The organism is Pseudoalteromonas sp. SR45-6 (genome assembly GCF_014163545.1).
GTDB lineage: Bacteria > Pseudomonadota > Gammaproteobacteria > Enterobacterales > Alteromonadaceae > Pseudoalteromonas > Pseudoalteromonas rhizosphaerae.
This window is the reverse complement of the sequence record NZ_JACJDM010000049.1, coordinates 22,490-36,415: the sequence shown is the minus strand read 5'-3', so window position 1 is coordinate 36,415 and position 13,926 is coordinate 22,490. Positions and strand designations below refer to the sequence as shown.

The window sequence follows — 13,926 nt, the reverse complement described above, 5'->3', positions numbered from 1 at the left end:
TGGCTTGCCACCGCGATATTCAATATTGTTTCGGTGTTTTCGCGTCAGCAAGCTTAACGCCTACGGGTGTTAACGTTAATCTCAGTGTTTAATTATTCACTGTAGGCGAGTGGCTTGCCACCGCGTTTTAAATGTGGCTCGGTGTTTGTGCGTCAGCAAGCTCAACGCCTACGGTGTTAAAGTTTATCTCGGTGTTAAATCACTTGTAGGCGAGTGGCTTGCCACCGCGATATTAAATGTGGCTCGGTGTTGGTGCGTCAGCAAGCTCAACGCCTACGGGTGTTGCATTTTACTCTGGTGTTTAATTAATTGCTTGTACGCGGCTTTATGCCGCTCGGTTTTAATAAAGGTATTACGATGAATAAAAAAATTGTGCATGTAGCGGTTGGGGTTATCAAAGCAGATAACACACTATTTGTCTGTAAGCGCCCTGACGATAAACACCAAGGTGGTTTGTGGGAGTTTCCGGGCGGCAAAGTAGAAGCTGGCGAAACCGTATTCGAAGCACTAAAGCGCGAGCTTCAAGAAGAAGTGGGTTTAACAATTAATAGTTCAAGCGAGCTGATGGTTATTGAGCATGATTATGGCGATAAATGTGTAAAACTCGACGTGCATTTAGTCACTGATTTTAGCGGCCAAGCCCATGGCGCAGAAGGTCAGCAAAGTGCATGGGTCGCGATTGATAAGTTAGACGATTACAATTTTCCTGCCGCCAACGTAGAAATTATCGAAAAAATAAAAGTGGATGTTTAAATTTACGTAGGCGAGTGGCTTGCCACCGCGTTTTAAAATGTGTTGTGGTGTTTTGCGTCAGCAAGCTTAACGCCTACGGGAGTTAAGTTGTACTTTGATGTTTAATTAATTACTTGTAGGCAAGTGGCTTGCCACCGCGTTTTAAAATGTGTTGTGGTGTTTTGCGTCAGCAAGCTTAACGCCTACGGGTGTTAAATTTTACTCTGGTGTCTAATTAATTACTTGTAGGCGAGTGGCTTGCCACCGCGTTTTAAATGTAGTGTTTGTGCGTCAGCAAGCTTAACGCCTACGGTGTTAAATTGTATTCTGGTGTTTAATTAATTGCTTGTAGGCGAGTGGCTTGCCACCGCGTTTTAAAATTCCGTGTTTGTTTATTAATAAAGCTCAATCTCTACTGGAGGGATCTCGATTAATTGCTATATTTACTTGTAGTTAATTGAGGGAAAGTAATGGTTGATACAAGTAAGCGGACTAAAGGGCGATGCTCGATAATTAATCATTATTACTCAGTTACAATTTGTACTGAAAATAGAATGCAGCTTTTTTGTGATTTTGATAGTAGCTGTTTAATTATGAGGGAGTTACATTTTTTTTCGCATTCGGGAAACCTTAAGACAATTTGTTTTTCATTAATGCCTGATCACTTGCATTGGCTATTTCAGTTTAGAGATACTGATGATTTATCCAAAGTTATTGGTCAATTTAAAAGTATTACTACGATTAAATTGAACCGTTATTTACTTTCTAGCGGAAAAATTTGGCAAGCTAACTTTTATGATCACAAGCTTAGATCTGATGAAGATTTACTTAACCAAGCTAGATATATAGTTGCAAACCCGCTCAGGGCTGGCTTAGTTAAAAGTGTGGGTGATTATCCATTTTGGAATTGTGTATATTTAAACTAATCCCAGTACATCTAATCTACTCTTTCGTAATATGCCACCGCGTTTCAAAATGTGGCGTGGTATTTTGCGTCAGCAAGCTTAACGCCTACGGTGTTAAATTTTACTCTGGTGTTTAATTAATTACTTGTAGGCGAGTGGCTTGCCACCGCGTTTCAAAATGTGGCGTGGTGTTTTTGCGTCAGCAAGCTCAACGCCTACGGGTGTTAAAGTTTGTCTCGGTGTTAAATTTACTTTGATGTCTAATTAATTACTTGTAGGCGAGTGGCTTGCCACCGCGATATTCAAAATTTGGTGTGGTATTTGTGCGTCAGCAAGCTCAACGCCTACGGTGTTAAATTTTACTCTGGTGTTTAATTAATTACTTGTAGGCGAGTGGCTTGCCACCGCGTTTCAAAATGTGGCGTGGTGTTATTGCGTCAGCAAGCTCAACGCCTACGGGTGTTAAAGTTTGTCTCGGTGTTAAATTTACTTTGATGTCTAATTAATTGCTTGTAGGCGAGTGGCTTGCCATCGCGTTTCAAAATGTAGTGTTTTTGCGTCAGCAAGCTTAACGCCTACGGGTGTTAAAGTTTGTCTCGGTGTTAAATTTACTTTGATGTTTATTACTTACTTGTAGGCGAGTGGCTTGCCACCGCGTTTTGAAATGTAGTGTTTTTGCGTCAGCAAGCTTAACGCCTATGGGTGTTAAAGTTTGTCTCGGTGTTAAATTTACTTTGATGTCTAATTAATTGCTTGTAGGTGTGGTTTTATGCCGCGCTTTTGTATTTAGATGTTAGATGGAGCTAGTCTCTGCCTTTAACCTATATCTTTCATTGCTCGGTGGTGAACTTAAAACTGCGAGTGATAAACCCTCGCTTACAAACTTTGTTACATATTAAAAGCGCTTGTTTTGGTTCATCGGTTTATTGTTGCACTGAACAAGTTTAATATGGAAATAGCGAATATTCTATCGAAGTACTTTATTTGAGTGGTGAATATTTAAACGATAACTAACAAATGAGATAGTCATGAAAAAAGTAACTCTAACTGCGGCAAGTATTGCACTTGCTTTGGGATTAGTCGGTTGCGGCGAACAACAAGAACAAGCTAAAGCACCAGAAACGGTAGCTGCAAGCGCACCGGTAGAACAGCTCAATTCTGGTATTGAACTAGCTAATATGGACAAGTCTGTCCGTGCTCAAGATGATTTTTATTATCACGTAAATGGCCAATGGTTGGCGACGACTGAAATCCCGGGTGATAAATCAAACTATGGCTCGTTCTCACAGTTATATGATGATTCGCAAGAAGCGATGAAAATAGTGCTAGAAAAAGCGGCTGCGAATACGGCGGTTAAAGAGGGAACTGATGAATATAAGCTAGGTGCGTTCTTTAAGAGTTACATGAATGAAGCCAAGCGTGATGAATTAGGTATAACACCGCTAAATGTTCCGTTAACTGCTATTGATGGTGTTAAAAATAAGTCTGATTTAGTTACACTTATGGCGCAAATACGTATTCAAGGTGGCGCGGTGCCATTTGGTTGGTATGTAAATAATGACGCTAAGAACTCGAGTGAAAATGCATTATATGCGTATCAATCAGGCCTTGGCTTACCGGATCGTGATTATTATTTAAAAGATGACGAAAAGTTCACTAAAATTCGTGCCGCGTACCAAGTTTACATTGCTGACGTTCTAAAACGCGCAGGTGTAGAAAAAGCCGATGAAGCTGCTAAAGCAATTATTGCACTTGAAACCAGTATTGCTGATGCACAGTGGACGCGTGTTGAAAGTCGTGATGCTACAAAGTCTTATAACAAAATGAGCGTAAGTGATGCAAGTAAGCTAACAGGTGAGTTTGACCTTGCTGAATACTTCAAAGCGTCTGGTGTAAATGTACAAGATATTATCGTCAGTCAGCCTAGCTACTTTGAAAAATTTGCCGATATTTATAAAGCAACAGACCTTGAAACGTGGCAACAATATCTTAAATTTCATTTAGTAAGTAACTATGCAGGTATATTAGATAAAGATCTGGTTGATTTAAACTTTAACTTTTACAGCACCACATTACGCGGCGTAAAAGAGCAAACTCCGCTTTGGAAACAAGCCGTTGATGCATCAAATGAAGTGTTAGGTGAAATTTTAGGAAAAGTGTACGTTAAAGACAATTTCCCGCCAGAAGCAAAAGCGCGCATGGAAGAGTTAGTTGATAACGTGATCAAAGGCTATGGCGTTGCGATTGAAAATCTTGAGTGGATGAGCCCTGAAACCAAGCTTGCTGCGAAAGAAAAGCTCGACAAATTTACCCCAAAAATTGGCTACCCTGATAACTGGAAAGACTATTCACAGTTAAGCATTAATGCGGATGATTTAGTTGGTAACTATATTCGCCATAGTGAATGGGCTTATGCTGATATGATTGACAAGCTAGGCAAGCCAGTGGATCGTTCTGAATGGCACATGACACCACAAACAGTAAATGCTTACTATAACCCGGTGAATAACGAAATTGTATTCCCTGCGGCAATTTTACAACCACCATTTTTTAACTTAGAAGCTGATGATGCGGTTAACTACGGTGCAATTGGTGCGGTAATTGGTCACGAGTTAGGGCATGGTTTTGATGACCAAGGTGCTAAGTATGATGGTGATGGTAATTTACGTGATTGGTGGAGCGAGTCAGACCTTAAACAGTTTGAAGAGCGCACTGGTCAGTTAGTTGCACAGTATAACGAGTATCAACCATTTGCAGATGCCAGTGTTAATGGTCAATTGACCTTAGGTGAGAATATTGGCGATTTAGGTGGCCTAACGGTTGCTTTCACTGCTTATCAGTTATCGCTAGGTGGCGATAAAGCGCCAGTCATTGATGGTTATACCGGTGATCAGCGCTTCTTTATGGGTTGGTCGCAAATTTGGCGTCGTAAATACCGTGACGAAGAGCTACGTAACCGCCTAATGACAGATCCGCATTCACCAAGCCATTACCGCGTGATCGGTATCTTGTCGAATATGCCTGAGTTTTATCAAGCGTTTGACGTAAAAGAAGGCGATAAAATGTATATTAAACCTGCTGACCGGGTAAAAATTTGGTAATCAAATTTTAAATGGTTTGCTGATAAAACGGTGGCTGAGGCCGCCGTTTTTTTTTGAGGGGGAGTAAAAGGTTAAAGATCAAGGATAAAGGGGCTAGGTGCTAAGGAAGTGACTAGGAGCGCGTTGCTCGAAGCCCATGGCATTTACCCTCATTGTCTTCTCTTTGTGCGTCAGCAAGCTTAACGCCTACGGGTGTTAAATTTTATCTCGGTGTTAAATTTACTTTGATGTTTATTACTTACTTGTAGGCGAGTGGCTTACCACCGCGTTTTAAAATGTGGCGTGGTGTTGGTGCGTCAGCAAGCTTAACGCCTACGGTGTTAAAGTTTATCTCGGTGTTAAATTTTACTCTGGTGTCTAATTAATTACCTGTAGGCGAGCGGTTTGCCACCGCGTTTTAAAATGTGGCGTGGTATTTGTGCGTCAGCAAGCTTAACGCCTACGGGTGTTAAATTTTACTTTGATGTTTAATTAATTACTTGTAGGCGAGTGGCTTGCCACCGCATTTTAAATGTGGAACGGTGTTTGTGCGTCAGCAAGCTTAACGCCTACTGTGTTAAAGTTTACTTTGATGTTTAATTAATTACTTGTAGGCGAGTGGCTTGCCACCGCGTTTTGAAATGTGCTCTGGTGTTTTTGCGTCAGCAAGCTCAACGCCTACGGTGTTAAATTTTACTTTGATGTTTATTACTTGTAGGCGAGTGGCTTGCCACTGCATTTTAAATGTGGACGGAGTTTTTGCGTCAGCAAGCTCAACGCCTACGGGTGTTAAATTTTACTTTGATGTTTATTACTTGTAGGCGAGTGGCTTGCCACCGCGATATTCAATATTGTTTCGGTGTTTTTGCGTCAGCAAGCTCAACGCCTACGGGTGTTAAAGTTTACTTTGATGTGTAATTAATCACTTGTAGGCGAGTGGCTTGCCACCGCATTTTAAATGTGGAACGGTGTTTGTGCGTCAGCAAGCTTAACGCCTACGGTGTTAAAGTTTACTTTGATGTTTAATCACTTGTAGGCGAGTGGCTTGCCACCGCATTTTAAATGTGGAACGGTGTTTGTGCGTCAGCAAGCTCAACGCCTACGGGTGTTAAGTTGTACTTTGATGTTTAATTAATCACTTGTAGGCGAGTGGCTTGCCACCGCGTTTCAAAATGTGGCGTGGTGTTGGTGCGTCAGCAAGCTTAACGCCTACTAGGGAAGTGACTAGGTGCTAGGCTAGAACCTATCCCCTAAAACCTAGCTCCTATAGCTAGATCTGGCGGTTGAAACTGGTAAACTCAGCTTTATTAAACGTTAAAGCTGATTAAAAATGAAAAAACATCATCTAAGTTTAGTTGTCCTCGCGGGTGGCTTGGGCTCTCGTTTTGGTGGCAATAAGCAAATCGCTGAGATTGCTGGGTTGGGTTGTACCATTATGGAGTTGAGTATTGCTGATGCTGTTGCCGCAGGAGTAACTCAGGTTGTATTAGTGATCAATCAGGCTGTGCGCAGCGAGATTGAGCAAGTGATTTTACCGCGCTTACCAACGGGGATTGATGTTGTGTTGGTTGAACAACGCATTGATTTAGTGCCAGAACAATTCCAATTACTTGCACAACAGCGAAGTAAGCCTTGGGGCACCGGGCATGCTTTATTATGCGCTAAAGATCATGTTCATAACCCCGCGATCGTCATCACAGCCGATGATTATTATGGCGCGTCGTCATTTTTATTACTCGCTGAACATTTTAAAAACCTGACTAGTTGGGCTATGGTGGGTTACCCAATTATTGATACTTTGTCAGATCAAGGTGGGGTGAATAGAGGCGTATGCCAAGTTAAAAATAACCAATTAATTGATGTTGTTGAGTATTTAAATATTCAGCACGAGAACGGTCAAATAATGGGTGATAACCCGCAGGGAATCCGTGAGCAAATTGCCGTGGATGCGTTGGCATCAATGAGTTTTTGGGCAATTACGCCAACATTTTTTGACCGCTTAGAAGCAGGCTTTGACGAGTTTCTGCAAAAGTATGACAACGGTGTCAGAATGGAGTATTATTTACCCGATCAAGTTCAACAAGCGATCACATCTAATCAACAAATAGTTACCATATATAGCGCAAAAGAGTCGTGGTATGGAGTGACTTATAAATCAGAATTACAGGATGTTACAGGTAAATTATATGAATTACGTCACGGATGAACTAGCCCCGATCTTGCCTTTTCCAGGGCACAACAATAGCGAAGTAAGTATGAAGTCAAATTCCATTGCGGTTTACTTGTCTGAGAGTTTTGGTCTTGGTAGTGAAAAAATCAGCATGAAGCCAATTGGTAGTGGTCACATAAATAGCACTATGCTATTAACTGCACCAAAAAAATCATTAGTTGTTCAAAAACTAAATACCGAGGTTTTTCCTGAACCAGATATGTTAGTTAAAAATGCTCGTTTAATTGAACGTCATTTAACTAAAAAACGTCAATTAGGCGAGTATGATTTAGCAATCATCCGCCATGTTCCTACAGTTGAAAATAACTATTTAGTTGATTGTGATAACGGTGTTTGGCGCGCACTCGAATTTATTGGCGGCAGTTATAGTGAAGATGTAGTTTTAAATACTTCACAAGCGCAAACTGCAGCCAATGCATTTGGTCAATTTGCTGTTGCTTTAGAAGATTTTGATGCCAAGCAACTACATCATGTTATTCCTGATTTTCATAATTTAGCGATGCGCGCTGAAAAGCTCAAAGCTGTGGTTGCAAAAGATCCACAGCAGCGCTTAGCCAGCTGCCAAGCTGACGTTGATTTTTGTTTCGCGCAATTTGGCTTAATTGATGAGCTTAAAGCATTGACGGGCATTGTACCGGTTCGACCATGTCATAATGATACTAAAATTAATAATATGCTGTTTTGTAATATATCAAATGATGCCAAAGCGGTGATTGATTTAGACACCTGTATGCCTGGTTATTGGTTATATGATTTTGGTGATATGGTGCGTACTTTTTGCTCTCCTGAACAAGAAGATTCAACGGATTTAGCTAATGTATGTGTGCGTGAAGAGATTTTTGCAGCGGTAGTCAAAGGTTATGTAGAGCCTTTGAAAGACTTGATTACCGAACAAGAAAAACAAAGCTTTTGGTTAGGCACTAAAGTAATGACCTTTATGATTGGCCTACGTTTTTTAACTGATTACATTGACGGTGATCATTATTTTTCAATCAAGCATGCTAACCATAACTTAGAACGTGCGCAAAATCAGTTTGCTTTATATCGTGATATTCTCGCAAAAAAAACCACGCTTAAAGCTATTTTAAGAGATGTGTGATTTTTTCAGTTAAAGGGCTAGGTTGTAGGTTTTAGGGGGAAGTGAAATATCTTCTCACTAACACTCATTCACTTCTCTTTGTACAAAAATAGTTTTCGTAGGAGCCGGCTTTAGCCGCGAACGAAAGATTTAAAAGATTCATTCACAAATAGGTTAAGAGGCGCGTTTAAAATTGCGCGAGGTAAACTCCTGCCTACGGGTTGGCATTGGTGCTTGGGTTGTCGTAGGCGCGGCTTTACGCCGCGCGGTTTATAAAATTCATGGCTAAAGCCATTTCCTACATCGTCGATTGAGATTGGTTAAATACCAAGAGTTAGGGTTAATTCTAACCCCTTCCTATGCTATCCATCCCCATCTGCTTTACCTCCCAAGCTGTTTTAGGTAAGTTAAAACTAGATTAGTTCTAGGATAATAATAATGAAGCAGTTTAATCGTCGAGATTTTTTAAAAGCCGCGAGTGCTACGGCAGCGGCTAGTGTGATTTCAGGATGTGCCACGGGTACTCAAAGTGGCGTTATTACTCCCCCAGCGCAAGGGCGCTCTGTAATTGGCCTTGTCGCGCCAAAAATGGATGTAGTACGGGTTGGGTTTATAGGCTTAGGGCAGCGTGGTTTTGGCCACGTAAAGCGTATGAGTCATATTGCTGGTACAGAAATTAAAGCAATATGTGATACCCATGACGAAGTATTACAGCGTTCAGCTAACTACCTCACTGACAAAGGGTTGACTAAGCCTGCACTTTATACTGGTGCTGATAATGCCTATCAAGCAATGCTTAATCGCGATGATATTGATATTGTGATTATTTCTACGCCATGGTCGTGGCATGCACCGATGGCAATCGATACCATGAATAGTGGCAAGCATGCTTTTGTTGAAGTGCCATTAGCATTGACGGTTGAAGAAATGTGGCAACTAGTTGATACCGCTGAGCGCACGCAAAAGAACTGTATGATGATGGAAAATGTCAACTATGGTCGTGATGAGTTAATGGTATTGAATATGGTTCGCCAAGGCGTGTTTGGTGAGCTGCTACATGGTGAGGCGGCGTATATTCATGAATTACGTTGGCAAATGAAAGAAGTGGAGCATAAAACTGGTTCTTGGCGTACCGCTTGGCATGCAAAACGAAACGGTAATTTGTATCCAACGCACGGTTTAGGCCCTGTGTCACAATATATGAATATTAATCGCGGCGATCGGTTTGATTTTTTAACCTCGATGAGTTCGCCGGCACTGGGCCGTAGCGCCTATGCAAAGAAAGAATTTCCAGCCGATCATCAACGTAATCAGCTTAATTATATTGCTGGCGATATGAATACCACGCTTATCAAAACAGTAAAAGGGCGCAGTATTATGGTTCAACATGATACCACCACGCCACGTCCATACTCGCGCCATAATTTAATTCAAGGCACTAACGGTGTGTTTGCTGGTTTTCCAAATCGTATTGCGCTGGAAGATGGTGGTTCGAAGAGCTTCCATGAGTGGGATTATGAAATGGCTGATTGGTATAAAAAATACGACCACCCACTGTGGACCAAAATGGGCGAAGAGGCAGAGCGTAACGGCGGCCATGGCGGCATGGACTTCTTAATGTTTTGGCGGATGATTTATTGTTTACGCAATGGCGAGGCGCTTGATCAAGATGTTTACGACGGCGCGGCTTGGTCTGTTATATCACCGCTGTCAGCACAGTCAGTTAGTAATCGTAGTGCGTCAATTGATATTCCAGATTTTACCCGCGGGGCATGGCAAAGTGCCAAACCGCTAGCAATTGTAGGTTAAATGCTAAGAGCTGCGCGAGGCAAACTCGCGCATATTGTGTTTTGCGTCAGCAAGCTTAACGCCTACGGGTGTTAAAGTTTATCTCGGTGTTAAATTTTACTTTGGTGTCTAATTAATTACTTGTAGGCGAGTGGCTTGCCACCGCGTTTTAAATGTGGCGTGGTGTTTGTGCGTCAGCAAGCTTAACGCCTACGGTGTTAAAGTTTATCTCGGTGTTAAATTTTACTCTGGTGTGTAATTAATTATTTGTAGGCGAGTGGCTTGCCACCGCGTTTTAAATGTGGAGTGGTGTTGGTGCGTCAGCAAGCTTAACGCCTACGGTGCTAAAGTTTATCTCGGTGTTAAATTTACTTTGATGTTTAATTAATTATCTGTAGGCGAGTGGCTTGCCACCGCGTTTTAAATGTGCTCTGGTGTTTGTGCGTCAGCAAGCTTAACGCCTACGGGTGTTAAAGTTTATCTCGGTGTTAAATTTACTTTGATGTTTAATTACTTGTAGGCGAGTGGCTTGCCACCGCGTTTTAAATGTGGTGCGGTGTTGGTGCGTCAGCAAGCTTAACGGCTACGGGTGTTAAAGTTTATCTCGGTGTTAAATTTACTTTGATGTTTATTACTTACTTGTAGGCGAGTGGCTTGCCACCGCATTTTAAATGTGGAACGGTGTTTGTGCGTCAGCAAGCTTAACGCCTACGGTGTTAAATTTTACTTTGATGTTTAATCACTTGTAGGCGAGTGGCTTGCCACCGCGTTTCAAAATGTGGCGTGGTGTTGGTGCGTCAGCAAGCTTAATACTTACAGGGTTTTAATTTGCTGCGAGGGAGGCGTTACTGCTTACTAAACGGTAACTGCCTATAAATAGCGGGTGTTTTTACCCAGACTGAATATAGGCAATTCATTACTACATTACATGTAGCTTATCGCATGATACTTTCTTTAAGATATTGAAATAGCTCTTTATAGCCTTTAGCTGGCTTTTCAATTTTTACTTCTTTTGCCGCATTACGCACCAATTGACGTAACTTTTGACGATCAATAGTCGGGTATTGCTCAATGGTTTGATTAACTAAATCATCACCTTGGGCAATTAAATCATCGCGTAATTGCTCAATCTTTTTAATCATCACTTCGGCTTGATTATTTTTATTCAACATAATGTCGATAATAGCGTTGATCTCTTCGATATTCTCAACGGTACGCAAAGTTTTTGCGATGTAATTTAAGTGACGACGATATGCATCACTTTTGTTACTGATTTTGTCTGCAACAACCATTGCCGCTTTTAAATCGTCATTTAAGGGTAAGCGCTCGCGCTGTTTTTTCCCCATTTTGGCAATTTCAGCACCTAACTGATGAAACTCTTGCGCTTCGCGCTTTAGCTCACTTTTTGATATATAGATAATTTCTTCTTCAATTTCAGCAGGCTTGCCTTTTTTCTTCGCCATGGGGTACTCATATGATAACGTTAACTGCAGTCATTATACCCAAACCACCTCAAGATGCGAGCGTCGTTGGAGTTAAAAGCGATTTAGGCAAGGCATTGATTGCAAGTAATTGTGGTTCTATTGTTAAAATCAATAACGCAGTATAAATCGCTTTTAAACCAACCCGTTGGGCGTTTCACAGGCACTTACTCTCATCGTTGTTACTTCTTAAAAGGGACTGCCATTCTTGCAAAGTAACGCCTTGATATTAAGCCCCTGTGAAACGCTGAATTCTGTATCTTGAGGTGGCTTGGGTATATACGTGATTCTTTTAATGATTAATATTAGCTGATGCAATGCAGTGAGTGTGTTAGCATTTAAGTATTATGATTGCGCATGCAAAACGCTCCAAGCTCAGGACTAAAAATATGAAAAGCCAACAGCAAGATCCTATTTATACTCAAATTTCTCAAATAAAAGATGCCGTTGCAGAGGTTTTAGAACACGCGAAAAAACTCGGTGCTACTGGCGCTGAAGCGGCGATGTCGAGCACCTCAGGTTTATCAGTTAGTACCCGCATGGGTGAAGTCGAGACCATTGAATTTAACCAAGATGGTGGGCTGGGGATCAGTGTGTACGTTGGTAATCACAAAGGCTCTGCGTCAACAGCTGATTTAAACCCCAAAACACTGCGTACAGTGGTAGAGAAAGCCATTGATATCGCCAAGTTTACTTCAGATGATCCACATAATGGCGTAGCCGATAAAGACCTACTTGAATTTGCTCCGCTTGATTTGGATTTATACCACCCGTGGGATGTCAGCCCTGAGCAGGGCATTGAATTGTGTCATGCTGCAGAGCAAGCGGCGCTAAATGCCGATGCACGTATTGTTAATTCAGATGGCGCCAGTTTTTCATCGCATCAAGGTTTACGTGTGTATGGTAATAGCCATGGTCTTATCACAGGTTACCCGCGTACTCGCCACAGCATTAGTACTATGGTGATTGGTAAAGATGGTGAGCAAATGCAGCGGGATTCAGCTTATACCGTAGCGCGAGACCAAGCTGGTTTGAAAGATGCTGCGGCAGTAGGTTTAGAGGCTGCGAGTGAAACTCTTGCTAAGCTCAATAGCAAAAAACTAGGTACCATGAAAGTCCCTGTTGTTTTTCGTGCAGATATTGCTAATTCATTGTTTGGTCACTTGGTGTCTGCAATAGGTGGTGGTGCGCTGTATCGTAAATCGAGCTTTTTGTTGGATAGCCTTGGCACGCAAGTATTTAATAAGTGCGTTAATATTTCAGAGCGTCCGCATATTTTAAAAGGTTTAGCGTCTTCACCATTCGATAGTGAAGGGGTAAAAACCATCGACCGTGAAATCATTCAAGGCGGTGAGCTGCAAACTTACTTATTAGCGAGCTACGCAGCCCGAAAAATGAATATGACACCTACCGGTCATGCTGGTGGTATTCATAACTGGTTAGTTGAACAAACTCATGCTGACTTAGCTGCGTTGTTAAAAACGATGGGCACCGGTTTATTGGTCACTGAGTTAATGGGCCAAGGCGTTAATACCGTAACAGGTGATTACTCGCGTGGTGCTGCCGGTTTTTGGGTTGAGAATGGCGAAATACAATACCCTGTAAGCGAAATTACCATCGCTGGTAAACTGCAAGATATGTTTAAAGGCATTAGTGGCATAGGCGGTGACATAGAGCGCCGTGGTGGAATTCAAACCGGTTCGGTATTGATTGAACAAATGCAGATTGCGGGAAGCTAGGTTTAAGCTTTAAGTCTTAAGTCATAAGTCTTAAGCTATAAGTTTTAATTTGCGCAGGCGCGGCTTTATGCCGCGCTGTTTTATTTAGACGTTAGATGGAGCTAGTCTCTGCCTTTAGCCTTTAACCTAGTACCTTTCACTTATTAAATCTTTTATAAAAAACACTTTACCTTAACTTTGCTTGAGGTTTTATTGTGGCTTTAATTACTTAAATAAAGGAATTTAATTATGTATTTAGAGCACGTAAATTTGGTAGTCGATGATGTTGAAGCTATGCTGCACTTTTATAAGGCGGCTTTTCCGTACTGGTCCATCAGAAGCCAAGGCGAAGGGGAGTGGCACGGTAAACCACGAAAATGGTTGCACTTTGGCGATGATTTTCAGTATTTAGCATTGAGTGATCATGGTGAACAACACAACCGTGACTTAACCGGACATCAAGTTGGCTTAGCGCACTTTGCTTATGTTACGAATAATATTGCTGCAGTAATTTCGCGTTTAGAAAGCGCTGGTTACAGTATTGATAAGCCAGGTGCGGTAAATCCATTTCGTAAAAATGTGTATTTTATTGACCCTGCAGGGTTTGAAATAGAGTTTGTTGAATATTTAAGTGACATTCCTAGTGAGCGTAATAATGATTTATAACATTAGTTTCGCGTCAGCAAGCTTAACGCCTACGGTGTTAACGTTAATCTCAGTGTTTAATTACTCACTGTAGGCGAGTGGCTTGCCACCGCGATATTCAATATTGTTTCGGTGTTTTTGCGTCAGCAAGCTTAACGCCTACGGGTGTTAACGGTAATCTCAGTGTTTAATTACTCACTTGTAGGCGAGTGGCTTGCCACCGCGATATTCAATATTGTTTCGGTGTTTTTGCGTCAGCAAGCTTAACG

The 13,926-nt window shown here is 41.7% G+C and carries 10 protein-coding genes; 9 read left to right on the top strand and 1 reads right to left on the bottom strand.

Annotated elements, in window-relative coordinates; translation table 11 throughout:
• The first annotated feature begins 357 nt into the window (after positions 1-357).
• The 6 genes from mutT (at position 358) to H5158_RS17720 (ending at position 9,834) form a co-directional block, all read left to right on the top strand.
• Positions 358-753, top strand: coding sequence for an 8-oxo-dGTP diphosphatase MutT (gene mutT, locus H5158_RS17745; protein WP_182740541.1), 396 nt, complete (start codon positions 358-360; stop codon positions 751-753).
• 449 nt (positions 754-1,202) lie between these two features.
• Positions 1,203-1,658 carry an REP-associated tyrosine transposase gene (locus tag H5158_RS17740; RefSeq protein ID WP_182740540.1) on the top strand — a complete coding sequence of 152 codons (456 nt, stop codon included), beginning with the start codon at positions 1,203-1,205 and terminating at the stop codon, positions 1,656-1,658.
• A gap of 1,007 nt (positions 1,659-2,665) precedes the next feature.
• Positions 2,666-4,738 carry a M13 family metallopeptidase gene (locus H5158_RS17735; protein ID WP_182740539.1) on the top strand — a complete coding sequence of 691 codons (2,073 nt, stop codon included), beginning with the start codon at positions 2,666-2,668 and terminating at the stop codon, positions 4,736-4,738.
• A gap of 1,309 nt (positions 4,739-6,047) precedes the next feature.
• Entirely contained in the window at positions 6,048-6,923 is an 876-nt protein-coding gene (locus H5158_RS17730) for an NTP transferase domain-containing protein (RefSeq protein ID WP_182740538.1), read from the top strand.
• Between the two features lie 49 nt (positions 6,924-6,972).
• Entirely contained in the window at positions 6,973-8,046 is a 1,074-nt protein-coding gene (locus H5158_RS17725; protein WP_182719613.1) for a phosphotransferase enzyme family protein, read from the top strand.
• A 417-nt stretch (positions 8,047-8,463) separates the two neighbouring features.
• Positions 8,464-9,834 carry a Gfo/Idh/MocA family protein gene (locus tag H5158_RS17720; RefSeq protein ID WP_182740537.1) on the top strand — a complete coding sequence of 457 codons (1,371 nt, stop codon included), beginning with the start codon at positions 8,464-8,466 and terminating at the stop codon, positions 9,832-9,834.
• A 914-nt stretch (positions 9,835-10,748) separates the two neighbouring features.
• On the opposite strand, the gene yjgA is transcribed toward H5158_RS17720, so the two are convergent.
• Positions 10,749-11,276, bottom strand: coding sequence for a ribosome biogenesis factor YjgA (gene yjgA, locus H5158_RS17715; RefSeq protein WP_145236713.1), 528 nt, complete (start codon positions 11,274-11,276; stop codon positions 10,749-10,751).
• An 11-nt stretch (positions 11,277-11,287) separates the two neighbouring features.
• Between yjgA and H5158_RS23425 the strand changes: the two genes are divergently transcribed.
• The 3 genes from H5158_RS23425 (at position 11,288) to H5158_RS17705 (ending at position 13,678) form a co-directional block, all read left to right on the top strand.
• A complete protein-coding gene (locus tag H5158_RS23425) occupies positions 11,288-11,422 on the top strand; it encodes a hypothetical protein (RefSeq protein ID WP_259399459.1) in 135 nt (44 codons plus the stop codon).
• Positions 11,423-11,683: 261 nt separating this feature from the next.
• On the top strand, positions 11,684-13,033 hold the full coding sequence (gene pmbA, locus H5158_RS17710) for a metalloprotease PmbA (protein ID WP_182719653.1): 1,350 nt from the start codon (positions 11,684-11,686) through the stop codon (positions 13,031-13,033).
• A 228-nt stretch (positions 13,034-13,261) separates the two neighbouring features.
• On the top strand, positions 13,262-13,678 hold the full coding sequence (locus tag H5158_RS17705; RefSeq protein ID WP_149980586.1) for a VOC family protein: 417 nt from the start codon (positions 13,262-13,264) through the stop codon (positions 13,676-13,678).
• Positions 13,679-13,926: the final 248 nt, after the last annotated feature.